Here is a 25067-nt window from a genome sequence, read left to right on the forward strand (position 1 = left end):
CCCTGGCGCACCGGCGCGATCACCGCAGCTGCGCTCGTACTACTCCACACCGAGTACGACCGCACGACATGATCAACCCGCTACTGAGAACACCTCATTGTGTCGACCAACGGTGGTTCGAGTGTGAAAGGAGATCGACAATGCGTAACTGGGGTTGGTGAGAACAGCGCACGTACCGCGTCGCAGCACGGGACGCGGTGGGCACCGTCCGGGTGACGACGCCCACCGCGCCCGGCAGCGCCATCGAGTCCCCTCGGCCACCTGTCCGTAGAGTGGGACCCCGAGTCGATGCCGGTCCTCCCTGCGGTCTCTCCGCCGTGGAGGACTCCCGAACGGTGCCGGCGGCGAGGAGGCAGTACGTGACGACGAACCGGGGACTCTCGGCGATCCGACGCCCGGCCGATCTGCGAGGGCTCGGGCCCGAGGAGCTGGCCTCGCTCGCGGCCGAGATCCGGGGGTTCCTCATCAAGGCGGTGTCCCGCACCGGCGGTCACCTGGGGCCCAACCTAGGCGTGGTGGAGCTGAGCATCGCCCTGCACCGGGTCTTCGAGTCCCCGCAGGACACCCTGATCTGGGACACGGGCCACCAGGCGTACGTGCACAAGCTGCTGACCGGCCGTCAGGAGGGCTGGGACCGGCTGAAGAAGACCGGCGGGTTGTCGGGCTACCCGAGCCGCGCCGAGTCCGAGCACGACCACGTGGAGTCCAGCCACGCGTCGTCGTCGCTGTCCTGGGCCGACGGGATCGCCCGCGCGCACGCGCTGACCGGGGTCGACCGGCACGTCGTCGCGGTGATCGGCGACGGTGCGCTGACCGGCGGCATGGCCTGGGAGGCGCTCAACAACATCGCGGCCGGTGCGGACCGCAACGTCGTGATCGTCGTGAACGACAACGGCCGCTCCTACTCGCCGACCATCGGCGGGCTGGCGGACCGGCTCGCGTCGCTGCGGCTGCAGCCCGGCTACGAGCGCGTGCTCGAGGCCGGCAAGCGCACCGTCCGCGGCACCCCCGTCGTCGGGCCCGCGCTCTACGCGGGCCTGCACGCGTTCAAGGCCGGGGTGAAGGACGCCCTGTCCCCGCAGGAGCTGTTCTCCGACCTGGGGCTCAAGTACTTCGGCCCGGTCGACGGCCACGACATCGGCCAGCTCGAGTCCGCGCTGCGCCGGGCGAAGCGCTTCGGCGGGCCGGTCATCGTGCACACGGTCACCCGCAAGGGCAACGGCTACCCGCCCGCGGAGAACGACGAGGCCGAGCAGATGCACAGCCCGGCCGCGTTCGACCCGGAGACCGGTCTGCCCACCGGCACCCCGGTGACCGGCTGGACCGACGTGTTCGCCGAGGAGATGGTGGCGCTCGGGACACGGCGCACCGACGTCGTCGCGATCACCGCGGCGATGCTCGGCCCGACCGGTCTCGCCCCGTTCGCGGCCGCCCACCCGGACCGCATCGTCGACGTCGGGATCGCCGAGCAGCACGCGCTGACCACCGCCGCCGGGCTGGCGCGGGCCGGGCGGCACCCCGTCGTCGCGCTGTACTCGACGTTCCTCAACCGGGGCTTCGACCAGCTGCTGATGGACGTGGGCCTGCACCGCGAGCGCGTCACGCTGGTGCTGGACCGCTCCGGGGTCACCGGCAGCGACGGCCCGTCGCACAACGGGATGTGGGACCTGTCGCTGCTGGGCATCGTGCCCGGCATGCGGGTCGCCGCCCCGCGCGACGAGACGACCCTGCGCGAGGAGTTCCGGGAGGCCGTCGCGGTCACCGACGGCCCGACCGCGCTGCGCTACCCCAAGGGCTCGGTCATCGGCTCGGTCCCCGCGCTGCGCCGGCTCGACGGCGGGGCCGGGGTCGACGTGCTGCACGAGCCGTCCGACGGGCGCTCCCAGGTGCTGCTGGTCTGCGTCGGGCCGTTCGCCGAGTCCGGCGTCGCCGTCGCCCGGCGGCTCGCCGACCAGGGCGTCGACGTCACCGTCGTCGACCCGCGGTGGGTCCTGCCGGTCCCGCGTGAGCTGCTCACCCTGGCCGCCGACCACCAGCTCGTGGTCACCGTCTCCGACTGCGGCACGCACGGCGGGTTCGGGTCCGCGCTGTCGGACGCGTTGCGCGCCGCCGAGGTCGACGTGCGTCAGCGCGACCTCGCGCTGCCCCAGGAGTACCTGGAGCACGGCAGCCGCGACGACGTGCTCGCCACCTGCGGGCTGACCGAGCAGGACATGGCCCGCCGGATCACCGAGTGGGCGGCCGCGGCGGTTCCCTCGACCCCCGAGGGGGCCGTTCCCGGGCGGGAGCGCACCCGCTGATGCGCGTTATCGTCGTCGAGGACGAGCTGGCGATGGCCGACGCCGTCGTGCGCGGCCTTCGCCGGGACGGGATGGCCGTCGACGTCGCCTACGACGGCGACGAGGGTTCGGAGAAGCTGTCGGTGACCCGCTACGACGTCGCCGTCCTCGACCGGGACCTGCCCGGCCGCAGCGGCGACGACCTGTGCGACGAGCTCGTCGCCGCGGGCGGCCTGACCCGGGTGCTGATGCTGACCGCGTCGGGCACCCCGGCCGACAAGGTCGAGGGCCTGTCCCGCGGCGCCGACGACTACCTGGCCAAGCCGTTCGACTTCCCCGAGCTGGTCGCCCGGGTCCGGGCGCTCGGCCGTCGGGCGACCCCGGCGGTGCCGCCCACGCTGCGGGCCGGTGACGTCGTGCTGGACCCGGCCCGGCGCACCGTGCTGCGCTCCGGGCGCCCGGTCGAGCTGACCCGCAAAGAGTTCGGCGTGCTGGAGGTCCTGCTCGCCGCCGGTGGTGCCGTGGTGTCGTCGGAGGAGCTGCTCGAACGCGTCTGGGACGAGAACGCCGACCCGTTCACGACCACGGTGCGGGTCACCGTCATGACCCTGCGCAAGAAGCTCGGCGCGCCGGGTCTCATCGACACCGTCGTCGGTGCCGGGTACCGGGTGCCCGCCGACGGGACCCCCACGGCGTGACGCGGTGGGCGCCCTCCGGCCGCGGCTGACGCTGCTCGCGACGGCGCTCGTCGCCGCCGTCGCCGCGCTGCTGCTCCTGCTCGGCTGGATGCTGGTGGGCGCGGTCATCGCGGGCACCCCGGCGCTGCCCGGGACGGTGTTCGTGGGCGGGGTCGCGGTGCCCGCCGAGACGGCCCGCGACGCGGTCGCCGCCTCGGCGCGCGCCGAGGTGCTGCGGGCCGGGCTGATCGCGTTCCCCCTGGTCGTGGCGGCCGGTGCGGTCGCGTCCTGGGTGCTGGTCGGGCGGGTGCTGCACCCGCTGCGCCGGGTCGTCGAGACCACGTCACGGCTCTCGGCGAGCTCGCTCGACGAGCGGGTGGCACTCGCCGGGGCCCGCGGCGAGGTCGCCGAGCTGGCCGCCGCCGTCGACGCGATGCTCGACCGGCTGCAGGCCGCGTTCGACGCCCAGTCCCGGTTCGTCGCCAACGCCGGGCACGAGCTGCGCACCCCGCTGGCGGTGCTCCGCACCGAGATCGACGTGACGCTCCAGGACCCCGACGCCGACGCCGCGGAGCTGCGCCGGATGGCCGGGGTGGTCCGTGAGGCGGGCCGTCGCTGCGACGAGTTGGTCAGCGGGCTGCTGCTGCTCGCCCGTACCGAGGCCGGGGGAGCGTTGCAGGACTCGGACCGGGTGCCGGTGGACCTGGCCGCGCTCGTCGCCGCGGAGCTCGCGGCGGTGACCGGGGATGTCGCCGTCCGCGGACTGGTGGTGCGGACCGACCCGCGACCCGCGACGACCCGGGGCAACGAGCCGTTGCTGCGCCGGATGGTGGCGAACCTGCTGGAGAACGCGGTGCGGCACAACCGCGACGGCGGCTGGATCGAGGTCGGCTGCGGCACCCGAACGCCCGGGTCGGAGGTCGTGCTGCGGGTCGCGTCGTCGGGACCGGAGCTGGCCCCGGACAAGGTGGCCGAGCTGTTCGAGCCGTTCCGGCGGGGCCCGGTGGCCCGTACCGCCCACACCCGCGGATCCGGCCTGGGGCTGTCGATCGTGCGGTCGGTCGCGACCGCGCACGGCGGCACCGTGCACGCCGAGGCGGTCCCCGGCGGGGGACTGGCGGTGCACGTCGCGCTGCCCGACGACACGACGGTCCCCGTGCCCTCGGGCGGCGCCCCGGCGCTGGCCCGCTGACCGGCGAGCGGGCCCGGTCCGGGCTCAGCCGGCGCGGGTGGCCAGGGCCGGTTCGAGCACCGGGGTCAGGAGCTCGACCTGCCACGGGCGGGCACCGCCGGCGCGCAGGGCGGCCGGGAGGTCGCCGTCGGTGGGCGGGGTCCAGCAGACCCGGCGCAGCAGGTCGGGCTGCAGGAGGTTCTCCACCGGCACGTCGTGCTGCTCGGAGACCGTGCCCAGTGCCGCGCGGGCGGCGGCGAGCCGGGCGGCGGCGTCGGGGTCCCGGTCGGCCCAGCGCGACACCGGCGGGGGGCCGTCGGTGGTCGCGGCGCCACGCGGCAGCTCGGACTCGGGCAGCTCGGCGGCCCGGCGCAGCGCGTCGAACCAGTACCGGGCCAGCCTGCGCTGGGAGCGTCCGCGGAACACCGGCAGCTCGGCCAGTGCCTGCGGGGAGTCGGGGTTGCGCACCGCGGCGTCGACGATCGCGGCGTCGGGCAGGACCCGGCCGGGGGCGATGTCGCGCTCGGCCGCGAGCGCGTCGCGGGCCAGCCACAGCTCCCGGACCGCGGCGAGCGGCCGGGGGCGGCGGACCTTGTGGATGCCGGAGGTGCGCCGCCAGGGCTCCGCGCGCGGCGCGGGCGGCGGTGCGGTGCGGACCGCCTCGAACTCCTGGCGGGCCCACTCCAGCTTGCCCTGCTCGTCGAGCATCCGGGTCAGGACGTCCCGCAGGTCGATGAGGACCTCGACGTCCAGCGCGGCGTAGACCAGCCAGTCCTCGGGCAGCGGGCGACGCGACCAGTCGGCGGCGCCGTGCCCCTTCTCCAGGCCGAGGCCCAGCAGGTTCTCCACCATCGGGCCGAGCCCGACCCGGGGGAGCCCGGCGAGCCGGCCCGCGAGCTCGGTGTCGAACAGCGACGCCGGGCGCAGCTCCAGCTCGGCCAGGCACGGGAGGTCCTGCGAGGCCGCGTGGAGCACCCACTCCGGCCCGTCGAGGGCCTCGGCGAGCGGCCCCAGCTCGCCGCGCAGCGGGATCGGGTCCACCAGCGCGGACCCGGCCCCGGCACGCCGCAGCTGCACCAGGTAGGCGCGCTGGGAGTACCGGAAGCCGGAGGCACGCTCCGCGTCGACGGCGACCGGACCGCTGCCCCCGGCGATCGCCGCCGCCACGCGGGCGAGGTCGTCGGGGGTCTCGGTGACCGGGGGGAGGCCGTCGGCGGGACGGAGCAGCGGTACCGGATCGGGTGAACCGTCCGGAGTCGCCGAGACCGGCGGCCGGGTCGTGTCCGTACCGCCGGCGGCGCCGGTCCCGGGATTCAGCGAATGACCCCCGCGCGCATGGCGAGCGCGACCATCTGGGCGCGGTCGCCGGTGCCGAGCTTGCGGCCGATCCGGGAGAGGTGGCTCTTCACCGTGAGGGCGGAGAGGTTCAGGGCCTCACCGATCTCCTTGTTGGACTGGCCGTCCGCGACGAGCTGCAGCACCTCGACCTCGCGGGCCGAGAGCTCCCGCGGGGTGTTGTCGGTGCCCGGCACGCGGGACCCGGTGGCCAGCAGCGGGGCGACCGTCGGGTCGGCGTAGACGCCGCCGTCGAGCACCCGCTTGACACCGTCGGTCACGACCGACGGCGACGCCGACTTGAGCAGGTACGCCTGCGCGCCGGCCTGGAACGCCGAGCGGACCGCGTACGGGTCGTCGGAGGAGGCGAGCACGACCAGCCGGTTCCAGCCGAGCGAGCGGAGCTCGCTGACCAGGTCCAGCCCGCTGCCGTCCGGCAGCGTCAGATCGAGGATCGCGAGGTCGCAGGGGCCCGCCGCGTGGGCGCGTGCCCGCGCCTCGGTCACCGAGGCGGCCTCGTGCACGGTGCCCGCTCCCATGGAGCGCAGCCGCCCGGCGATCGCCTCCCGGAGCAGCGGGTGGTCGTCCACGACGAGAACCGTGAACAGCTCCTCCCGCGGCTGCGGGACGATCCCAGGTGAGAGCACTGCTCCACCGATCGGAGCGCCACCTGGGGTGGTGTTGCCGGAGCTCTGCGCCGGCACTTGCTGGCCAAGTACAGCCACGTCGTCAACCTTCCTGGAGTCGGTCGTACGCCCCCGACCAACACCGGAACCCGAGGGACGGAGAGTGGCGCTCGGCCGCCCGGGCGGGTGCCATGGCAGAGATGGTATCCCTCCATGCGGCCTAACGTCTGGTGTGCATTCGTCTTTCCGGCTCGGAAAGTTACATGCGTGTGGGCGCGGTCCCACCCCTCCGGGTGAAAGATGTCCGACACATGCCGCTGACCTGCGACGTTCAGCCGGGCGATCGGCTCAACGGCACTGCGCCGACCGGCGGCAGGCCCGCGGCGGTCGACACGAGGGACGCGAACGCGACGGCGTGTCGGGACAGATCGCCGTCGCTCTCCGTGGGGGACCAGGAGGCGCGCAGCTCGACGTCGTCCTCCCGCGGGGGCGCGTCGCCGGGGCCGCCACCGTCCGCGCTGAGCCCGCCGAAGCGGACCGACGAGGTCTGGGTGACGGTCCCGCCGAGGGCGGTGAAGCCCGCCCCGGCGTGGTCGAGCGCGTCGGTCAGCCAGGACCATCCGATGCGCGGCAGCATGTCGTCGCCGAGCTGGCCGGGCTCCAGCCGGGCCTGCACGAAGCAGACCAGCCGGAAGGTGCCCTCCCAGCGTTCCTGACCCTCGGGGTCGTGGAGCAGGATCAGCCGGCCGGAGGTGTCCGGCTCGTCGAGGTCGTCGGTCCCGTCGCCGCGGTGCCCGATGTCGGCCTCGACGCTGGTCGCCCAGCTGTACGGCGCGAGCCGGGGCGGGGCCTCGAGCGGCCGCACCACGAGCTCGGGGCGCGGTCGGACCGACGCGAGCGAGCGGACCGCGCTGCGGAACGCTGCTGGTGGTGGTGAGTTCGGGTCCGGCACGGCGTCGGACTCTAGGGTGCGATACCGGTCGTACCTGGCAGGCGCGCCGGGGCGCCCGAGTACCGGCCCCGTCCGCGTGGGATCATCCGGGGGTCATGACTGCAGGCATCGTCTCCGCGCCCCCCGCCCGCCGCGACCTCGCGGGCGCTCCGTTCCTCGATGCAGTGCGCGGCGCGACGCCGTCGCGGCTGCCGGTCTGGTTCATGCGTCAGGCGGGTCGCTCGCTGCCGGAGTACCGGGCCCTGCGCCGGGACAACGAGATGCTCGAGGCGTGCCTCACCCCGGATCTGACCTGCGAGATCACCCTGCAGCCGGTCCGCCGTCACGACATGGACGCGGCCATCCTGTTCTCCGACATCGTGGTGCCGCTGCACCTGGCGGGCATCGGGATCGACATCGTTCCGGGCACCGGCCCCGTCGTGGACTCGCCGGTCCGCACCGCCGCCGACGTCGCGGCCCTGCCCGAGCTGGCGCCGGAGCAGGTGACGCGCGTCACCGAGGCGATCGGTCTGCTGCTGCCCGAGCTGGGCCGGGTCCCGCTGATCGGGTTCGCGGGCGCCCCGTTCACCCTCGCCTCCTACCTCATCGAGGGCGGCCCGAGCCGCAACCACGAGCGGACCAAGTCCCTCATGCGCTCCGCCCCCGAGGTCTGGCACTCCCTGCTCGGCAAGCTCGCCGTGCTCACCGGCACGTTCCTGCAGCAGCAGGTCGCCGCCGGGGTGGACGCGGTCCAGCTCTTCGACTCCTGGGCGGGCGCGCTCTCCGAGCGCGACTACCGCGAGTTCGTGCTGCCGCACTCCGCCGCCGTGCTCGGTGCGCTCGCCGGGGCCGGGGTGCCGCGGATCCACTTCGGGGTCGGCACCGCGGAGCTCCTGGGCGCGATGACCGAGGCCGGCGCCGACGTGATCGGCGTCGACTGGCGGACCCCGCTCGACGTCGCGGCTCGCCGTGCCGGGGGAGCGGTGCCCGTGCAGGGCAACCTCGACCCGGCCGTGCTGTTCGCCGGCCAGGACGCCGTCGACGCCGAGGTCGTGCGGATCGCGGCCGAGGGCGCCCGCACCCGCGGGCACGTGTTCAACCTCGGCCACGGTGTGCTGCCGGCGACCGACCCGGACGTGATCACCCGGACCGTCGAGACGGTGCACGCCCAGCCCGTGTCCGGGCCGACGGGCGAGCGTCCGGCGCGATGACCCGCGTCGCCGTCGTCGGCGGCGGTGTCTCCGGGCTGGCGTGCGCGCACCGGCTGCGGACGCTGCTCGGCCCGTCGGCCGAGATCGTCGTGCTGGAGCAGCGTGACCGGCTCGGCGGGGTGCTCCGCACCGTGGACCTCGCGGGCGCGCCGTTCGACGTCGGCGCCGAGGCCTTCCTCGCCCGCCGCCCCGAGGTCCCCGCACTGCTCGCCGAGATCGGGCTGGCGGGCGCGCTCACCCACCCCACCGCGGCGACGGCGACGATCCGCGCCGGGGGCCGCACCGTCGGCCTGCCCCGCGGCACCCTGATGGGCGTACCCGGCCGGGACGCCGACCTCGGGGGAGTGCTGTCCGACGCCGGACGGGCCGCGGTCGCCGCCGAGCCGTCCACGCCGCTGGAGTGGGAGCCCGGCATCGACGTCGCGCTCGGGGCGCTGCTGCGCCGTCGGTTCGGCCCGGAGGTCGTCGACCGGATCGCCGACCCGCTGCTGGGCGGTGTCTACGCCGGCCGGGTCGACCGGCTCGGCCTGCGCGCCACGGTCCCGGCGCTCGCCGCCGCGCTCGACGCGGGGGCCGGCTCGCTCACCGAGGCGGCCAGTACCGGGATGGCCGCGTCCGGCCAGCGCAGCGGCACCCTCGCCGCCGGGACGCCGGCCGCTGGGGGCTCCGGGGCCGACCCCGCCGCGGTGCCACAGCCGGTGGCCGCCGGACCGGTCTTCGGTGCCGTGCGCGGGGGCTACCGCGAGATGACCGCCGCACTCGTCGCCGCGTCGGCGGCCCGGGTGCGGACCGGTGTCACCGTGCGGGAGCTGCAGCGCCGCCCCGGCGGCTGGCGGCTGGCTCTCGGCCCGGTCCCGCAGCCCGAGGCACTCGACGTCGACGCCGTCGTCCTCGCCGTCCCCGCGCCCGCCGCCCGCCGGCTGCTGGAGCCGGTCGTACCGGCCGCGGCCGCGGCGGCCGGGCGGATCGAGCTGGCCTCCTCCGCGGTCGTCGCGCTCGCCTACCGGGCGGCCGACGTCGCCGGACTGCCCGGCACCTCCGGCTGTCTGGTCGCCGCGGACGAGCCGCTGTCGGTCAAGGGCGTCACCCACGCGTCGACGAAGTGGGCCCACCTCGGTGCGGACGGTCTGGTCCGGATCCGGGCCTCGATCGGCCGGTTCGGGGAGGAGGCGAGCCTGCAGGTCGACGACGCCGAGCTCGTCGACCGCGTCCGCGCCGACCTGGCCGTCCTCGACGGCGTCGACGCCGTCCCGGTCGCGTCGTTCGTGCAGCGCTGGGGCGGCGGTCTGCCGCAGTACGGGGTCGGCCACGGCGCGGTCGTCGACGCGCTGGAGTCGGCCGTCGCCGCCGTCGGGGGCCTGGAGGTCGCCGGGTCGATGCTGCACGGGGTCGGTGTCCCCGCCTGTGTGGCGACCGCGCGGTCCGCCGCCGAGCGGGTCGCCGCGGCCCTGCCCCCCGCACCGACCGGTCGCTGAGGGCACCCTCACCGGCCGCGTACCATGCCCGACATGGCCCGCGTGGACGTCAAAGCGATCAACGACACCATCCGCTACACCATGTGGTCGGTCTTCCGGGTCGAGCCCGGCCGCCTCGGCGACGACCGTGCCCCCGCCGCCCGCGAGGCCACCGAGTACCTCGACGCGCTCGCGAACAAGGACGTCGCCGTCCGCGGCGTGTACGACCTCGCCGGTGTGCGGCACGACGCCGACTACATGATCTGGTGGCACGCCTCGGAGATCGAGTCGCTGCAGGCCGCCTACTCCGACCTGCGCCGCACCACCGCGCTCGGCCGGGCCAGCGTGCCGGTCTGGAGCCAGACCGCGCTGCACCGCCCGGCGGAGTTCAACAAGAGCCACGTCCCGGCGTTCATGGCCGGCGAGGACCCGAAGCGCTACGTCTGCGTCTACCCGTTCGTCCGGTCCTACGAGTGGTACCTGCTGCCCGACGCCGAGCGCCGGAAGATGCTGGCCGACCACGGCATGGAGGCCCGCGACTACCCGGACGTGCGCGCCAACACCGTCCCGGCCTTCGCCCTCGGCGACTACGAGTGGATCCTCGCCTTCGAGGCCGACGAGCTGTACCGCATCGTCGACCTCATGCGGCACCTGCGCGGCACCGAGGCCCGCCGCCACGTGCGCGAGGAGATCCCGTTCTACACCGGCCCGCGGGTCGAGGTCGGCGACCTCGTCGCGTCCCTGCCGTGAGCCGGGTGCGGGGCCGTCGCGCGACGGCCCCGCACCGGTGTCAGCCCTCGGTGGGCTCCAGGGTCAGCGACACGGAATTGATGCAGTAGCGCAGGTCGGTCGGGGTGCCGTAGCCCTCGCCCTCGAACACGTGGCCGAGGTGGCCGTGGCAGTTCGCGCACAGCACCTCGGTGCGCGTCATGCCCAGGCTGGAGTCGACCCGCTCGATGACGGCGTCGCCCGCGAGCGGGGTGAAGAACGACGGCCACCCGCAGTGCGACGCGAACTTCGAGTCGCTGCGGAACAGCTCCGCCCCGCAGGCCCGGCAGCGGTAGACGCCGGTGGTGGTCGTGTCGGTGTACTCACCGGTGAACGGGCGCTCGGTCCCGGCCTTGCGGAGCACCTGGTACTCGGCCGGGCTCAGCTGGGCCCGCCACTCCTCGTCGGACTTCTGCACCTTCGGGGCCGGGAGCTCGGACCCGGAGGCGGTGGTGTTGCGGCTGAACAGACCCATGCATCCACGGTAACCCGTTGATCGGTCGTGCGCCGCCGGTCGTCGGACCCGGGTAGCTCGTCAGACCCAGGTGGCGACCACGAACCCGGCCGCGTTCGCGATGACCCACGCCGCGACGAGCAGCAACAGCACCGTCACCGCGACCGCGGCGGCCCGCCGGGGGCCCCGCAGCCGGTTCGCCGACTCCGCGAAGTCCCCGACACCGCGGATGTAGCCCTCCACCGAGCACGACGGCAGCCGCTGCATGCGGTCCAGGTGCGCGGCGAACTCCCGCGCCTCCGGGTCCTCCGGGTCGAGGCCCAGCAGGTCGTCGTCGAACCGGGGGGACCGGTCGGAACTCATGGGCACACGATAGTCACCGGGGGTAGGTTCGCCGGGTGGCGAGCCGTGAGGTCGTGATGCTGCAGGTCGACGGGCCGGACGGGCCGCGTGAGGTCCGCCTGACCAGCCCGGACAAGGTGGTGTTCGGCGAGCTCGGGATCACCAAGCGCGAGGTGGTCGAGTACTACGTCGCGGTGGGGGAGCCGATGGCGTCCGCGCTGCGCGACCGCCCCACCAACCTGAAGCGGTTCAACTCCGGAGTGGACGGCGAGCCGTTCTTCGTCAAACGCGTCCCGAAGGGCGCCCCGGACTGGGTGCGGACCTGCACGGTGACCTTCCCCAGCGGCCGCACCGCCGAGTCGGTGTCGATCACCGAGCCGGCGACGATCGCCTGGGCGGCCAACCTCAACACCCTCGACTTCCACCCGTGGCCGGTCCGCTGCGCCGACACCGACCACCCCGACGAGCTGCGCATCGACCTCGACCCGCAGCCGGGCACCGACTTCGGCGACGCCGTCGTCGTCGCGCAGACGCTGCGCGAGGTCCTCACCGAGGCCGGACTGACCGGGTGGGCCAAGACCTCCGGTGGGCGGGGCGTGCACGTCGCCTGCCCGATCCGGCCCGAGTGGGACTTCGTGCAGGTCCGGCACGCCGTCATCGCGATCGCCCGGCGCGTCTGTCGGGGGATCCCGGAGCTGGCCACGGTGGACTGGTGGAAGGAGGAACGCGGCGAGCGGGTGTTCCTCGACTACAACCAGGCGGCCCGTGACCGCACCATCGCCTCGGCCTGGTCGGTGCGCGGCCTGCCCGCCGCGACCGTCTCCATGCCGGTCACCTGGGACGACCTCGGCGAGGTCGACCCCGCGGCGTTCACCCTGCGCACCGTGCCCGGTCTGCTGGAACGCCACGGGGACCCGCACGCCGGGATGGCCGACGAGCGGGGGAGCTGCGCGAGGGCGCTGGAGTGGTACGCCGAGGACGAGGCCGAGCGCGGCCTGGGGGACTTGCCCTACCCGCCGGAGTACCCGAAGATGCCCGGCGAGCCGCTGCGGGTGCAGCCCAGCCGGGCACGCAAGCAGTAGCCCACTGCGGCCACGCCGACGACCGTCCAGATCACCGGGGCCGGGTCGGCGCACCGGCCCGGGGGCCGGGCGCGGTGGCAGAATCCCCTGCCATGTACGCGGTCCTGGACGACGGTCCCTACGCGGGCGAGCAGGTGCGCATCGACCCCGACGCCACCGGCCGTCCGCCGCGGACGATCGAGCTGTCCGACCCCGGCGGGGGCCCCAGGGGCTACGTGCTGATCGGACCGCTCGCCGACGCCGACCGCTGGCTCTACCGGAGCGCCCGCGACGACGTCGACGAGTGATCACCCGTCGCGTTCGCGGGCGCGCTTGCGGCGCTTCCCCTCGTGCATGGCCGCGACCCGCGGCACCGGGATCGCCCGGCCCTCGGTGAGCAGCACCTCCGGCAGGGACGCGGGTGCGGGCCGCAGCTCCGACCAGGTCGGGCGCCCGTCGAGCAGACCGGCCACGGTGCCCACCGTGAAGTCGGCGGGCGAGGCCCCGTCCAGCTCGTCCCAGGTGAGGGGGAACGACACGGGCAGGCCGGGGCGGGCCCGCGGGCTGTAGGGCGCGGCGAGGGTGGCCCCGCCCGCCCGGGTCGGGTCGAGGAAGACCCGCCCGCCGCGGTCGTCCCGGATGAACGCGGTCGTCGCGACGTCGGGGGCCAGCGCCGCGGCGCGGGCGCACACCGCGCGGGTCGCGGCGAACGCGTCGTCGATCGGGAGCTGCTCGGACAGCGGGACCACCAGGTGCAGGCCGGTCGCACCGCTGGTCTTGACCGCGGCGGCGAGGCCCAGCTCGGCCAGCGCCGCCCGGACCGGGTGCGCGGCCGCGACGCCGCGGTCGAACCCCGCGCCGTCGGGCGGGTCGAGGTCGATCACGAGCTCGCCGGTGGTCGTCGCGCCGTGCGGCACGAGGGTCGGGTGGAACTCGACGGCGCGCTGGTTGCCGAACCACAGCAGCGTGCGGCGGTCGTGGCAGAGCGGGTAGTGCACGGTGCGCTGCGACGACTCCGCCCACACGTCGACGGTCGGGATCCAGTCCGGAGCCCCGCGCGGGAGGTTCTTCTGCATGAAAGGCGCCTGGCCGGGGCGGGCCCGCACCACCGACAGGGGCCGGTCGGCCAGCGCGGGCAGCAGCAGGTCGGCGACGGCGTCGAGGTGGTCGAGCAGGGCCCGCTTGGTGACGCCGGCGCCGTCGAAGGCCTCGGCGTCGAGGCTGGTGAGCTCCACCCCGTCGCGGACCTCGTCGACCTGCCGGCGCGCCACGGCTCAGCTCCCGATGAACCCGCGCTCGGCCAGCCAGGCCCGCGCGACGTCACGGGGGCTCTGCCCGCCTGCGGAGACCCGGCCGTTGAGCTGCTGCACGGTCTGCTGGTCCAGGGCCGTGGTGATCGGGGCGAACAGGTCGGCGACCTGCGGGGCCCGGTCGAACACGTCGGCCCGGAAGACCGGGACCGCGCTGTAGGTGATGTGGTAGCCGCGGTCGTCGGTGAGCACCTTCAGGCCCAGCGCCGGGATGCGGCCGTCGGTGGCGGCGACCTCGCCGAACAGGCAGACGCCGTCGGCCGTCGACTGGAAGATGACGCCCTGGTCGAGGGTCTTGCGCCGCTCGCCGGGCAGCTCGAAACCGTAGGCGCGCTGGAGCCCGGCGAGGCCGTCGGCGCGGGAGGCGTACTCGGTCTCGACGCAGACGTCGCCGGGCTGGCCGGAGCGGACGTAGGCGGCCATGTCGCTGATCGTGTTCAGGTTCAGCCGGGCGGCCGGCGCCCCGTCGACGACGAAGGAGTACGTGTTGTCGAACCGGGCACGGTCCAGCCACACCACGCCGTTCTGCACACGGTCGCGCCGGCGCAGCTCGGCGAGGACCTGGTCGTCGGGCAGGGTGCGGGTCTCGCGCAGGTACGACGCCCATGCCGTGCCGGTGTACTCCCAATAGGTGGAGATGTCCCCGGACAGCAGCGCCTGCCGGGTGGCGTCGGACCCGCCGATGTTGCACCGGTCGGTCACCGAGGCCCCGGCGGACTCCAGCGCCGCGATCGAGATCTGGCACAGGATCTGCTGCTCGTCGAAGTTCTTCGACCCCACGACGTAGGTCCGCCCGGACAGGTCGACGCCGGGGGCGAGCGACCCGGCCGACGCCCGTGGCCCGCCGCCGGCCAGGCCGGTGCAACCGCCCACCAGCAGCGCGACGGCGAGCAGGGCCGGGACCAGCGTCCGCAGCCTGCGGCCGAGGAAGGGGCTCACGGGATCGTCCTGGTTCGCCGGGAGGGCATGGTCCGGTCAGCCGATCACGAACCGTCCCCCGGCGCAACGTTCACGCGCGCACGGTGATCGACCCGCGACACCGCGACACCGGGACACCGCGACCCCGGGACACCGCGACCCCGCACCCGGTGGATCCGGGGCGGGGTCGCGGCGGGCGTACCGGGGGACACCTCAGCCGATGAAGCCCTTCTGGGTCAGCCACTCACGCGCGACGTCGCGTTCGTTCTGGCCGAAGGAGGACACCTTGCCGTTCAGGTCCAGGATGGTGTTGTAGTCCAGGGCCTGGGCGATCGGCGCCAGCACCTGCCGGACGGCGGGGTTGGCGTTGTAGACGTCGGCCCGGATGGTCGGTGCCGCGTTGTAGGTGACGTGGTAGCGCTTGTCGTCGTCGAGGACCTTGAGCTTCAGGCCGGGGATGCGGCCGTCGGTGGTGAAGACCTCGCCGAACAGGCACTTGTTGTCCGCGGTGGCCTGGTAGATCACGCCGGTGGCGAGCACCTGCGGGTTCTGGGCGGTGAAGCCGTAGGTCTTCTCCAGGCCGCGCAGGCCGTCGTCACGGGAGTTGTACTCGGTCTCGACGCACATCGAACCCGCCGGTGCCCGGCCCGACTTGATGTAGTCGGCCATCTGCGACAGCGTCGTGATGCCGAGCTCCTGGGACTTCGCCTCGGTCATGGCGAAGGCGTAGGTGTTGTTGAAGTTGGCCTTGTCCAGCCACTGGATCTTGTTCTGCTCCAGGTCGCGCTGGGCGACGAGGTTGTAGAGCTCGTTGTCGTCGGTGATCCGGCGGGTCTCCTTGAAGAAGGACGCCCAGGCGGTACCGGTGTACTCCCAGTAGATGTTGATGTCCCCGGCCAGCAGCGCCTGGCGGGTGACGTCGGTGCCACCGGTGTTGCAGCGGTCGGTGACGTTGCCGCCGGCCGACTCGAGCGCGGCGACCGTGATCTGGCAGAGCACCAGCTGCTCGTCGAAGTTCTTGCCGCCGACGACGTAGTTCTGTCCGCTCAGGTCGCCGGCCTGGGCCAGCGAGCCGCCGGAGGCCGACGGGCCGCTGCCGCTCAGGCCGCCACAGCCCGCCAGGGCGAGCGCCGCCGCGGCGGCCATCGCCGTCAGGGCGAGACGCCGGGATCGTCCGAACTTCACGTGTCCTCCAGGGAATGCGGTACTGCGGGGATTCGGGGGCGAGCGGGGGCCCGCGTCAGCCGGCGTTGCGGCGGACGGCGTACTCGGCGAGACCGGCGAGCCAGTCCACGATCAGGGCCAGCGCGGCGACGATGGTCGCGGCGACGAGGGTTCCGGTGGGGCGGCCGAGCTCCAGCATCCCCTTGATCGGCTCGCCGAGACCGCCGGCGCCGACGTAGGTCGCCAGGGCCGCGGTGCCGACGTTCAGCACGAGCGCGACGCGGACGCCGGCGACCATGACCGGTGTCGCCAGCGGCAGCTCGACCCGCAGCAGCGTCTGCCGCGCCGACATCCCGATGCCGCGGGACGCCTCGATCAGCGCCTTGTCGACCTGCTGGAGCCCGACGACGGTGTTGGTGAGCACCGGCAGCAGCGCGGCCAGTGCCAGCGCGACGACGGCGGTGGGCAGGCCCAGCCCGAGCGGGGAGAACGCGAGCAGGACGATCACGCCGAACGCGGGCAGGGCCTGCATGAACCCGGTGAACGCCAGGATCGGGCGCTGGATCCGGTGGGCGGACGGGCGGCTGATCGCGATGCCGGCCGGGATCGCCACGATGATCACGACGAGGGTGGACAGCCCGGTCAGCACCAGGTGCTCCCCGAGCCGCTCCCCGAGCGAGCTCGCGTTGATCACCGAGGCCTCGACGTCGTCGAGGCCCTGGGAGGCGGCGTAGAGCAGCACCAGCACCACACCGACGACGGCGATGAGCGGGTTGACGATGAGCGACCGGTCCAGCCGCCGGGTCCGGCGGACGACCGGCTCGGCCGAGGACGACCCGGACGGCGCGCCGGCGCCGGTCTCCTCGGCGGCGGGGGCGCTCACGAACCGGCCTTCGTCGTGAGGCCCTCGACCAGGTCGCGCCACCACAGCGCGCCCTGCAGCTTCTGCTGCTCGTCGACCACCCCGACCAGCTCGGTCTGGGAGTCGAGCATGACGTCGACGGCGTCGTAGACGGTCCCGGTGCGCGGTACCGTCACCAGCTTGGGCAGGTCGGCGGTGCCCGGCAGGTAGGCCCAGCGCACCGGGCGGCCCTGCGCGTCGGCCTCGTAGGTGGGGGAGCCGTTGCTGGCGGCGGTGCCGTCGAGGTCGACCGGCTGCAGCTCCAGGCGGGACAGCTCCAGCAGCGACAGCCGCCGGACCGCGGCACCGGCGCCGACGAACTCGGCGACGAACTCGTTGGCCGGGTGCGTCAGGATCATGTCGGGGGTGTCGTACTGCTGCAGCGTGCCGCCAGGCCCGAACACCGCGATCCGGTCGCCGAGCTTGACCGCCTCGGTGAGGTCGTGGGTGACGAAGCAGATGGTCTTGGCGATCTGCTGCAGCTCCAGGAACTCGTCCTGGATGCGCTCGCGGGTGATCGGGTCGATGGCGCCGACCGGCTCGTCCATCAGCATCACCGAGGGGTCCGCGGCGAGTCCGCGGGCGACGCCGACACGCTGCTGCTGGCCGCCGGAGAGCTGGCGGGGGTAGCGGTCGCGGTAGTCCTTGGGCTCCAACCCGACCAGGTGCAGGAGCTCGTCGACCCGGGCGGCGATCCGGTTGCGGTCCCACCCGAGGATCTTCGGGACGACGGCGATGTTGTCACCGATCGTGAAGTGCGGGAACAGGCCGACCTGCTGGATGACGTAGCCGATGCGGCGGCGCAGCTCGTCGGCGTTGACGTCGGTGACGTCGTCGCCGTCGAGCAGGATGCGACCGGTGGTGGGCTCGATGAGCCGGTTCATCATCTTGAGCGTGGTCGTCTTGCCGCAGCCGGACGGCCCGATGAACATCGAGATGCTGCCCTCGGGCACCTGCAGGTCGAGTTCCTGCACGGCCGGGGTGGTGGACTTCGGATAGGTCTTGCTGATGCCTTCGAGAGCGATCATCGGCTTGCCGGAATCAGACACGGATCCCCCTCGGGGTGGTGAAGCGCTGCACGATCCAGAAGACGACCTCGTAGACCGCAGCCACGACGAGGCAGCCGAGCGTGGCCGCCAGAACCTGGTTGAACGAGTTGACCGATCCCAGCCGTTGCAGGCCTAGGAAGAGCGAGGAGCCGAAGCCAGGGCCGTTGATGGCGCCGGCGACGACCGCGATACCGATGATGATCAGGACCGCGACCCGGATGCCGGACAGGATCACCGGCCAGGCCAGCGGCAGCTGGATGGTGACCATCCGGCGGACCGAGCCCATCCCCATCCCGCGGGCGGACTCGAGGACGGCGTCGTCCACCGAGGAGAGCCCGGCGACGACGTTGCGCAGCACCGGGTAGATCGCGTAGATCGTCAGGGCCGTCAGCGACGGCGTGACGCCGAGCCCCAGGATCGGCTGCAGCAGGCCGAACAGTGCCAGGGACGGGATCGTCAGCGCGGCGGAGAAGACGATCAGCAGCGCCTCGCGGGAGCCCGCGCGGATCGGGCGGCTCCACGACTCGGGCGTCAGACGATTGGTGTGCAGCAGGGTGCCCGCCACCAACGAGATCACGACCGCGATTCCGACCGAGATCGCGACCAGCAGGAAATGCTGCTGGCCGTAGAACACCAACTGGTTCAGCTGGGTGCCGACATAGGTGAAGAAATCCACCGTGCTCCTTCCGCCCGGGGGCCGTGTCCGCCGCTCGGGGCAGGGACACGGTCCTTCCGCACCACTCGTCGTCGGGTCCGTTCGGCGTTACACCCACCCGAACGACGTGACCGGGAGTTCGCGTGCGCCCACCGGTGCGGTGGGCATGACCTGCGGCCTCCCGCTCGCCCGACGGAGCCTAGCCGCAGAACGGTGGGGGCGGTAAGTCGAGCGGACCGTTCCGGGACGATGGCGTCGGCATTCCGGAAACGTTTCGTGCCACCGTCGTCGCAGGTGGGGATGGGCGACAACGCTGTTCCCGCAACCGCACCGGAAAGCGGCGGATACGCAATCGTGACCTTCTGCGCCGGTTTCGTCGCGGTCCGGCTCCACCCAGCGTGAGCCGCCCGGAGCACGCGGTTACGGCGGGCAGACCACGGGCTGGGAGGGCGCCCGGCCGGTCAGCAGCGCCCGGTCCACGAGGCCGGTGACACACGGGGTGCGCGGATACGCCCCGGTCCCGCTGCCCTGCCAGCGCACCAGCCGCCCCGTCGCGAGCTGTTGGGCGGTCCGCTCGGCGCCGCTCTGCGGCGAACGCGGGTCCTGCGCGGTCCCGATCACGAGGACCGGGGGCGGGGGAGCGCCCTGCGGCGCCGCCGGGGTGACCGGCCCGCCCGAGGGCCACGGCCCGCACGCCACCAGGTCCTGCGCCGCCGCGACGCCGAACAGCGGGAAGCGCTGCGCCCACTGCCCGGCCAGGTCGGCGGCCTCACCGGGGGTGACCCGCACCCGGCTGTCGTTGCAGCGGGTGGCCAGGGCGGCGTCGTAGCGGCCCTGCGGGCCTCCCAGCGGGGCCAGGATGCGGACCAGACCCGCCGGGTCGCCGTCCCCGGCCGCGACCAGCGCGGACTGCAGCTCCGGCCAGCGGGCGGGCTGGGACAGGACCGAGCGGACCGCGCGCAGCGTCGCGCCCGCGGTGACGGCGTCGCCGTCGCCGGCCGGCAGGGCGGTGCGGGACAGGCGGAACACCAGCTCGTCGACGTAGCCGCGCGGGTCGGGGCCCAGCGGGCAGGCCGGCGAGGCGGTGCAGGCCACGGCGAAGGCGTCGAAGGCCTTCTCCGCGGCCGCGGTCGTGCTCTCGGTCCGGGCGGGCTCGTCGAGGGTGGGGTCACCGGGGCCGTCGAGCACGACCCGCCCGACGGAGCCCGGGTGCGCGCCGATCCAGGCGGCCGCGGCGTCGGCGCCGTCGCCGACGGCGAGCAGGTCCAGCCGGGCCGCGCCCAGCACGGACCGCAGCGACTCCAGGTCGTCGGCGCCGCTCGCGGCGCGGTAGCTGGTCAGCGTCCCCGACAGCAGCAGGTTGCAGTCCTGCACCACCTCGCGGGCGCGTTCCAGCAGTGCCGTCATGGCGGCCTCGTCGCGGCGGTCCGGTCCGGCGTCGAGCAGGGTGGCGCGCGCGTCGACCGGGGCGCAGTCGAGCAGGTCCTCCCCGGTGCCGCGGCGGTCCATGCCGATCACCTGGTAGCGGTCGAGCACCGTGGCGGGCAGCCGGGCGGCGAGGCTCACCGCGGCCCGGGCGGACCCGTCGGTGCCGGTGTCGCCGAGCACGACCAGCGCCGGCCGCCCGTCCGGTGCGCCGGGCGTGGTGACCCGGGTCAGACCGAGCCGGGCCGGGCCCAGCTCGGGCCGGTCCCGGTCGGCGGGCACGGTGAGCCGGGCGCAGCCGACCGTCAGGGGGCGCCCGGCGGGCAGCGGGGTGCCGGCCGTGGTCAGTTCCGCGGCCGTGTCGGCGGTGCAGTCGGTGAACCCGGTGGTGCGGACCGGGTCGGAGTCCGGCAGCAGGTCGGGGTCGGCGGGCGGGCCCGCGGCCGACGTCGGAGGAGCGGCGGGCAGTTGTTCGCCGCGTACCGCCACCGGTGGCCGCTGCGACGGCCCGACCGCACACCCGGCGAGCAGCACCGCGGCGAGCAGGACCCCGAGCACACTCCACCGCCGCACGAGCACCGATCATGCCCGCACCGGGGTGTGGCCGCGGTGAGCGGTCTCCTACCGCGCCGTCCAGCCGCCGTCCTGGGACAGCGAGGTCCCGGTGATCGACGCCGACGCCGGTCCCCACAGCAGCGCGGCCAGCTCCGCGGTCTCGGCGGGCTCGATCAGCCGCTTCACCGCCACCGGGGTGAGCATGATCTTCGTGACGACCTCGTCCTCGGAGATCCCGTGTGTGCGGGCCTGGTCGGCGATCTGGGCCTCGACCAGCGGGGTGCGCACGTAGGCGGGGTTGATGCAGTTGCTGGTCACGCCGTGCTCGGCGCCCTCCAGCGCGGTGACCTTCGACAGGCCCTCGAGGCCGTGCTTGGCCGAGACGTAGGCGGACTTGTACGGCGAGGCCCGCAGGCCGTGCGCGGAGGAGATGTTCACGACCCGGCCCCAGCCACGGGCGTACATGTGCGGCAGCGACCGGCGGATCAGCCGGAACGGCGACTCCAGCATCAGGCGCAGGATGTTCGAGAACATCTCCCGGTCGAACTCCTCCAGCCGCGAGACGTGCTGGCGGCCGGCGTTGTTGACCAGGATGTCGACGTCGGTGGGCAGCTGCTCCACGGCGTCGAGGTCGGACAGGTCGCACCCCAGCGGCGTGACCAGGTCGCTCTCGGCGGCCAGCGGGGCCACCCGGTCCTCGGCGAGGTCCACCGCGTACACCCGCGCCCCGTCGGCGACGAGCCGGCGCGCCACCGCGGCCCCGATCCCGCTGCCCGCCCCGGTGACGAGGGCCGTCCTGCCGTCCAGCACTGCACTCATGCCGACGACCGTACGGACGCCGGCCGGCCCGGCTCCTGTGAGCCGGGTCACGCACCCGGCCGGTGGGTCAGGAGACCCGTGGGCGGTCGTCGCGACGGGCCGCGTCCAGCTCCAGCCGCACCGCGACGGGCAGGTCCGCCATCCCCAGCGCGTCGCGGATCGCGGGCAGGATCTCGGCGTCGAGGCGGCGGCAGATCTCGGCGACCTCCCCGTCGGCGACGTCCTCGTCGACCCACACGGTGGCGCGCACCGCGGGCGCGGCGGCACTGCCGACCATCCGGGCGCGGGCCCGGGTCACCCCGGGCAGTGTGGCAGCGCCGTCGGCGACGGCGTCGGCCGCGGCGGAGGCGCCGATCCGGATCTCGGTGTCCGGTCCGCCGTCCAGGACCAGCTCCGGGCGGGGTTCCGGACGCAGCGACCGGGCGGTCCACCAGAGCCCGAGCAGCACCAGCACGAGCCCGGCCAGCACCGCGACCACCCGGGCGGCGGTGCCGTTGGCCAGCAGGAACTGCTCGACCACCGGGTCCAGCAGCGGGCGCTGCGGGCGGCCCCGCCCGAAGACCCCGGTCACCAGGAGCACGGTGAGCACGCCGACGGCGAGCAGCAGCCCGCCGAGGAGGACGAGGCCGGTGCGGGCACCGCCCGCGGAGCGGTACTGGGCGCGCCGCGCGGTCCGCGCCGCGCGGCGCGGGTTCGCGAGGGCGGGTGCCGGCGCCCCTCCTGCCGGGATCCCGGTCGAGCTCGCGTCGTCGGTCATCACTGCACTCCCTTCGAGCCCGGCTGGTCCGGGGTCGCGCGCACGGTCAGGCGCGGCCGCCGGGCCAGGGGAAGCGCGTCGAGGACGCCGGAGGCGGCGTCGCGGGCCGCCTCGCGCAGCACGTCGAGGTCCCCGCGGCCGCGGGCGTTCACCACGACCGAGCGGGCCGACGCGGTCACCGAGGCCGCGGTCACCGGGTCCGCGGCCCGGACCCGGGTGCCGACCAGGCGGGCCAGCACCCGCGGCGCGGTGGCGACGGTGAGCCCGGGCGACGGCGCGTCGAGTGCGACGTCGTGGCGCCGGGCGAGCAACCCGACGAGCAGCAGCACGGCCCCGACGACGATCACCCCCACCGCGACCCAGAGCACCGGCTGCGCGGTCCACAGGGTGTTCTGGACGGTGGTGCGCCAGTCCCGCCAGGGCACGAGCAGCCCGGGGCCGGAGACCCGGCCGACCCAGGCCGCCACCACCTCGACGACGACGAGCGCGCCGATCGCGGCCACCACCAGGCTCAGCAGCGGCGCGAGAACGCGGAGCAGGACACGCACAGGGTCCGGCCTCCCTCTTCCGACTCGGTCACGGGTCCGACGGTTCTACTGCACGTCTACTGCACGCGGGGGGAGGCCGGGCGTGGCCCGGCGTCCCCCGATCGGAGGGCCTCGACCTCGACGGTCAGGCCGCGCAGCCGGTGCCCTGTGGTGCGACGCAGGTCGGCGTCGATCCGCTCCCGGACCTCGGCGACGGCGGCCCGCACCGACCCGGGGTGGGCCAGGGTGAGCCGCAGCCGGACGTCGACCTCCCCGGCGTCGCCGGTCGTGTCGCCGCTGGCGCCCCCGACCGTGCCCCGCGCCGGACCGGGCCGCCGGGTCACCCGGGCGGTCGGTCCGGACTCGCCGACGTCGAGCCCGGCGACCCGCCGGGCGCGGTGCCGGGTGGCCGGTGCGGTGTCCGCGGCGTACTCGACGATCTTGCGCAGCACCGCCGGATCGATCTCCAGGACGCCGCGCTCGGCGGGGTCGGGGAGGGTGCTCACCGGTCGCGGCCCCGGCCGAGGCCGGACAGGTCCAGCTCGCCGTCGAGGACCCGGCCGACCACCAGGCCGATGATGCCGAGCACCAGGGTGATGACGAAGGCCAGGAAGCCGCCGGTGGCACCGGCGACGCCCAGCAGGAGGCCCGCGAGCAGGCCGGTCTGGGTGGCGTTCATGAGATGTCCTCTCCGGGACGGGTGGGTCGGGGTGAGTGCCGGCCGGGCCGGTCGACCCGGGGGTGCGTGCGACGTCGGACGGTGCGGATCAGGGCCACCAGGACCCGGGTCGGCAGCGGCAGGTCGCGCACGATCTCGATCGGTGCGTCGTAGCGGGGGTCGTCGTAGTCGGGGTCGCCGAGGCCGGGGGTCGGGCCGCCGCGCGGGTCGGCCGCCAGGGCGCGGAAGCGGGCCAGCCCGGCGCGGAAGACCTCCGGGTCACCCCCGCGGTCGGGGTGGTGGGTACGGACGAACGAGCGGTAGGCCGACCGCTGCTCGGGGGTCAGGCCCCCGTGCGCGCCGGGGTCCGGCTCGACCATCCCGTTTCCACCTCCACCTCAGGTGACCTCCACGTCGGTCACCGTCACGTCGACCGGGACCCCGTCGTCCAAGGGAGCGACCGATGCCCGCAGCGCCGCGACGGTAGCCGGGATCGGCCGGTCCAGGCGCAGCACCACCCCGATCTCGACCGGATCGTCGGCACGGTCGATCCCGACGCCGACCAGCCGTCGTCCGGGCAGCCAGGTCGCGATGGTGCCGAACGCGCCGCCGTCGAGCCGCACCACCGACGGGTGCGCGGCGACCGTCTCGGCGACCAGCTCGGCCAGGACGGCCGGGCTCCGTTCCGGCACCGTCACTCCACGACGCGGCCGGTCGGGGCGGGAGCCGCCGGGGCCTCGTCCCGGCTGTCGTCCTCGCCGGCCAGGTGGATGTCGTTCACCGAGATGGTGACCTCGATGACCTCCAGCCCGGTCATCCGCTCGACGGCGCCGATGACGTTGCGGCGCACCGCCGAGGCCAGGTCGGCGATGGCGACGCCGTACTCGACGACGACGTCCAGGTCGATCGCGGCCTGCTTCTCGCCGACCTCGACCGCCACGCCCGCGACGGTCGAGGCGCCGCTGGTGCCGCCGCCGGGGATGCGCTCGCGCAGCGCACCGAAGGCACGCGACGCGCCCGACCCCATCGCGTACACCCCGGAGACCTCGCGGGCGGCGATGCCGGCGATCTTCTGCACGACGGACGGGGCGATGGTGGTGCGGCCCTGACCGGTGCCCTCGGCGAGGCGTCCCGTGGGTGTCGCGGCCGGTGTCGAGGTGGAGGTGGTGGTCGGGGTGCCGGAGGTCATCGGTGCTCCTCTCACGGGCCGGACCCGGGTTGGGGGCCCGCCGCGGTGCGTGTGATGTCCCCCGTGGGATGCCCGTCCCCGGACCTTCCTCACGGTGGTTCACCCGTTCGGCGCAGCCGGGACGGCGGCGGTGGCGCGGACGTAGTGCAGGAGCAGGGTCCCGTCGGCCGCCGCCTCGTGGCCGGCCAGGCGCAGCGCACGCGGTGCGGGGAGGGGGTCCGGCCCGGTCGCGATCCGCCTCTCGGGGCCCCCGACCAGCACCGGGACCAGGGTGAGGCGCAGCTCGTCGACGACGTCGGCCCCGACCAGCGCGCCGAGCAGGGTCGGCCCGCCCTCGCACAGCACGGAGGTGTGGCCGCGGCGGGCGAGGGCGGTGAGCAGCGTGGTGGGGGAGAGGTCGTCGAGCAGGACGACGTCGGCGCCCGCGGCGGCGAGCGCGGCCCGCCGGTCGGCAGGGGCGGCGGCCGTGGTGAGTACGACCGGTGCGGTGACGGTGTCGGTGAACAGCCGTGCGCCGGGGTCCAGCCCGGCCGACCCGGTCACGACGACGACCGGCGGTGGCGGCCCTGGCCGGCGCCCGTTCGGCCCGGGACGGCGCGGCCGGACCCCGCGGTAGTCCTCGTCCCGTGCGGTGCCCGCCCCGACGAGCACGCAGTCGGCGGACCGGCGCAGGGCGCGGAACAGGTCCCGGTCGGCGGGGGTGGACAAGCCGCCGGAGCCGGCCCCGCCCGCGCTCACGGCACCGTCGGCGGAGCTGACCATGACCGCGGTGACCCGCGGCCGGACGGGCGGGGGACCGGACGCGGAGGGCTCGGTGGACACCCGCCGAGC

The 25067-nt window shown here is 74.8% G+C and carries 29 protein-coding genes; 8 read left to right on the top strand and 21 right to left on the bottom strand.

Going from position 1 to position 25067, the window contains the following annotated elements:
• The first annotated feature begins 359 nt into the window (after positions 1-359).
• From dxs to Ae505Ps2_RS18695, 3 genes are read left to right on the top strand one after another with little or no spacing between them, the layout of a single operon-like run.
• Positions 360-2300 carry a 1-deoxy-D-xylulose-5-phosphate synthase gene (gene dxs, locus Ae505Ps2_RS18685; protein WP_020624028.1) on the top strand — a complete coding sequence of 647 codons (1941 nt, stop codon included), beginning with the start codon at positions 360-362 and terminating at the stop codon, positions 2298-2300.
• Positions 2300-2977 carry a response regulator transcription factor gene (locus Ae505Ps2_RS18690; RefSeq protein ID WP_075554271.1) on the top strand — a complete coding sequence of 226 codons (678 nt, stop codon included), beginning with the start codon at positions 2300-2302 and terminating at the stop codon, positions 2975-2977. Before dxs ends, Ae505Ps2_RS18690 begins: the two co-directional genes overlap by 1 nt.
• 4 nt (positions 2978-2981) lie before the next feature.
• A complete protein-coding gene (locus Ae505Ps2_RS18695; RefSeq protein WP_233147499.1) occupies positions 2982-4148 on the top strand; it encodes a HAMP domain-containing sensor histidine kinase in 1167 nt (388 codons plus the stop codon).
• A gap of 24 nt (positions 4149-4172) precedes the next feature.
• On the opposite strand, the gene Ae505Ps2_RS18700 is transcribed toward Ae505Ps2_RS18695, so the two are convergent.
• From Ae505Ps2_RS18700 to Ae505Ps2_RS18710, 3 genes are all read right to left on the bottom strand, one after another.
• Positions 4173-5354, bottom strand: coding sequence for a ribonuclease D (locus tag Ae505Ps2_RS18700; RefSeq protein WP_249265391.1), 1182 nt, complete (start codon positions 5352-5354; stop codon positions 4173-4175).
• Between the two features lie 86 nt (positions 5355-5440).
• Positions 5441-6094: a response regulator transcription factor gene (locus Ae505Ps2_RS18705; RefSeq protein WP_033199956.1), complete on the bottom strand. Its 654-nt coding sequence runs from the start codon at positions 6092-6094 to the stop codon at positions 5441-5443.
• A gap of 325 nt (positions 6095-6419) precedes the next feature.
• Positions 6420-7040, bottom strand: coding sequence for a DUF3000 domain-containing protein (locus Ae505Ps2_RS18710; protein ID WP_043280122.1), 621 nt, complete (start codon positions 7038-7040; stop codon positions 6420-6422).
• A 95-nt stretch (positions 7041-7135) separates the two neighbouring features.
• On the opposite strand from Ae505Ps2_RS18710, the gene hemE reads away from it, so the two are divergent.
• Genes hemE through hemQ form a run of 3 tightly spaced genes read left to right on the top strand, consistent with a single transcriptional unit; the run spans position 7136 to position 10434 of the window.
• Positions 7136-8230 carry a uroporphyrinogen decarboxylase gene (gene hemE, locus Ae505Ps2_RS18715; protein ID WP_075305682.1) on the top strand — a complete coding sequence of 365 codons (1095 nt, stop codon included), beginning with the start codon at positions 7136-7138 and terminating at the stop codon, positions 8228-8230.
• Positions 8227-9705 (top strand): protoporphyrinogen oxidase, encoded by a 1479-nt coding sequence (gene hemG / locus Ae505Ps2_RS18720; RefSeq protein ID WP_075333221.1) that lies wholly within the window; start codon positions 8227-8229, stop codon positions 9703-9705. Before hemE ends, hemG begins: the two co-directional genes overlap by 4 nt.
• 33 nt (positions 9706-9738) lie before the next feature.
• A complete protein-coding gene (gene hemQ / locus Ae505Ps2_RS18725; protein WP_043280124.1) occupies positions 9739-10434 on the top strand; it encodes a hydrogen peroxide-dependent heme synthase in 696 nt (231 codons plus the stop codon).
• Between the two features lie 40 nt (positions 10435-10474).
• On the opposite strand, the gene msrB is transcribed toward hemQ, so the two are convergent.
• Together msrB and Ae505Ps2_RS18735 are read right to left on the bottom strand one after the other, a co-directional pair.
• A complete protein-coding gene (gene msrB, locus Ae505Ps2_RS18730) occupies positions 10475-10927 on the bottom strand; it encodes a peptide-methionine (R)-S-oxide reductase MsrB (protein ID WP_020625557.1) in 453 nt (150 codons plus the stop codon).
• Positions 10928-10987: 60 nt separating this feature from the next.
• The gene (locus Ae505Ps2_RS18735; protein WP_075305684.1) at positions 10988-11269 is read right to left on the bottom strand and encodes a hypothetical protein; all 282 of its coding nucleotides are present in this window, start codon (positions 11267-11269) and stop codon (positions 10988-10990) included.
• Between the two features lie 56 nt (positions 11270-11325).
• Here Ae505Ps2_RS18735 and ligD point away from each other — a divergent pair, with 56 nt between their 5' ends.
• A complete protein-coding gene (gene ligD, locus Ae505Ps2_RS18740) occupies positions 11326-12330 on the top strand; it encodes a non-homologous end-joining DNA ligase (protein WP_075334212.1) in 1005 nt (334 codons plus the stop codon).
• 92 nt (positions 12331-12422) lie between these two features.
• The gene (locus Ae505Ps2_RS18745) at positions 12423-12617 is read left to right on the top strand and encodes a hypothetical protein (RefSeq protein WP_075305685.1); all 195 of its coding nucleotides are present in this window, start codon (positions 12423-12425) and stop codon (positions 12615-12617) included.
• Here Ae505Ps2_RS18745 and Ae505Ps2_RS18750 read toward each other — a convergent pair whose 3' ends face one another.
• The 16 genes from Ae505Ps2_RS18750 to Ae505Ps2_RS18820 form a co-directional block, all read right to left on the bottom strand.
• Positions 12618-13580: an ATP-dependent DNA ligase gene (locus tag Ae505Ps2_RS18750; RefSeq protein ID WP_075553819.1), complete on the bottom strand. Its 963-nt coding sequence runs from the start codon at positions 13578-13580 to the stop codon at positions 12618-12620.
• A 3-nt stretch (positions 13581-13583) separates the two neighbouring features.
• Complete coding sequence (locus tag Ae505Ps2_RS18755; RefSeq protein ID WP_075553820.1) at positions 13584-14558, bottom strand: glycine betaine ABC transporter substrate-binding protein; 975 nt, start codon at positions 14556-14558, stop codon at positions 13584-13586.
• A gap of 192 nt (positions 14559-14750) precedes the next feature.
• Positions 14751-15722 (bottom strand): glycine betaine ABC transporter substrate-binding protein, encoded by a 972-nt coding sequence (locus Ae505Ps2_RS18760; protein WP_226359235.1) that lies wholly within the window; start codon positions 15720-15722, stop codon positions 14751-14753.
• A gap of 55 nt (positions 15723-15777) precedes the next feature.
• Positions 15778-16584 (bottom strand): ABC transporter permease, encoded by an 807-nt coding sequence (locus Ae505Ps2_RS18765; protein WP_020622351.1) that lies wholly within the window; start codon positions 16582-16584, stop codon positions 15778-15780.
• A complete protein-coding gene (locus Ae505Ps2_RS18770) occupies positions 16581-17630 on the bottom strand; it encodes an ABC transporter ATP-binding protein (protein WP_075553821.1) in 1050 nt (349 codons plus the stop codon). Before Ae505Ps2_RS18770 ends, Ae505Ps2_RS18765 begins: the two co-directional genes overlap by 4 nt.
• Positions 17631-17643: 13 nt before the next feature.
• Positions 17644-18327 (bottom strand): ABC transporter permease, encoded by a 684-nt coding sequence (locus Ae505Ps2_RS18775; RefSeq protein ID WP_060712497.1) that lies wholly within the window; start codon positions 18325-18327, stop codon positions 17644-17646.
• Positions 18328-18726: 399 nt separating this feature from the next.
• Positions 18727-20304: an alpha/beta hydrolase gene (locus tag Ae505Ps2_RS18780; RefSeq protein ID WP_075311605.1), complete on the bottom strand. Its 1578-nt coding sequence runs from the start codon at positions 20302-20304 to the stop codon at positions 18727-18729.
• A gap of 48 nt (positions 20305-20352) precedes the next feature.
• The gene (locus Ae505Ps2_RS18785) at positions 20353-21105 is read right to left on the bottom strand and encodes a 3-hydroxybutyrate dehydrogenase (RefSeq protein WP_043278159.1); all 753 of its coding nucleotides are present in this window, start codon (positions 21103-21105) and stop codon (positions 20353-20355) included.
• 67 nt (positions 21106-21172) lie between these two features.
• A complete protein-coding gene (locus tag Ae505Ps2_RS18790; protein WP_083696069.1) occupies positions 21173-21862 on the bottom strand; it encodes a hypothetical protein in 690 nt (229 codons plus the stop codon).
• The gene (locus Ae505Ps2_RS18795) at positions 21862-22410 is read right to left on the bottom strand and encodes a DUF6286 domain-containing protein (protein ID WP_075305690.1); all 549 of its coding nucleotides are present in this window, start codon (positions 22408-22410) and stop codon (positions 21862-21864) included. The genes Ae505Ps2_RS18790 and Ae505Ps2_RS18795 overlap by 1 nt, the downstream gene beginning before the upstream one ends.
• Before the next feature lie 56 nt (positions 22411-22466).
• Positions 22467-22895: a hypothetical protein gene (locus tag Ae505Ps2_RS18800; protein ID WP_075305691.1), complete on the bottom strand. Its 429-nt coding sequence runs from the start codon at positions 22893-22895 to the stop codon at positions 22467-22469.
• On the bottom strand, positions 22892-23068 hold the full coding sequence (locus Ae505Ps2_RS31310) for a hypothetical protein (protein ID WP_020622970.1): 177 nt from the start codon (positions 23066-23068) through the stop codon (positions 22892-22894). Before Ae505Ps2_RS31310 ends, Ae505Ps2_RS18800 begins: the two co-directional genes overlap by 4 nt.
• On the bottom strand, positions 23065-23427 hold the full coding sequence (locus Ae505Ps2_RS18805; protein ID WP_075305692.1) for a hypothetical protein: 363 nt from the start codon (positions 23425-23427) through the stop codon (positions 23065-23067). The genes Ae505Ps2_RS31310 and Ae505Ps2_RS18805 overlap by 4 nt, the downstream gene beginning before the upstream one ends.
• 18 nt (positions 23428-23445) lie before the next feature.
• Complete coding sequence (locus Ae505Ps2_RS18810) at positions 23446-23739, bottom strand: hypothetical protein (protein ID WP_249265298.1); 294 nt, start codon at positions 23737-23739, stop codon at positions 23446-23448.
• A gap of 2 nt (positions 23740-23741) precedes the next feature.
• Positions 23742-24236 (bottom strand): Asp23/Gls24 family envelope stress response protein, encoded by a 495-nt coding sequence (locus Ae505Ps2_RS18815; protein WP_075305694.1) that lies wholly within the window; start codon positions 24234-24236, stop codon positions 23742-23744.
• 99 nt (positions 24237-24335) lie between these two features.
• Positions 24336-25058, bottom strand: a complete 723-nt coding sequence (locus Ae505Ps2_RS18820) for a dihydrofolate reductase family protein (RefSeq protein WP_233147501.1) — start codon at positions 25056-25058, stop codon at positions 24336-24338.
• Between the last annotated feature and the right edge of the window lie 9 nt (positions 25059-25067).

It is taken from the genome of Pseudonocardia sp. Ae505_Ps2 (genome assembly GCF_001932425.1).
Lineage (GTDB): Bacteria > Actinomycetota > Actinomycetes > Mycobacteriales > Pseudonocardiaceae > Pseudonocardia.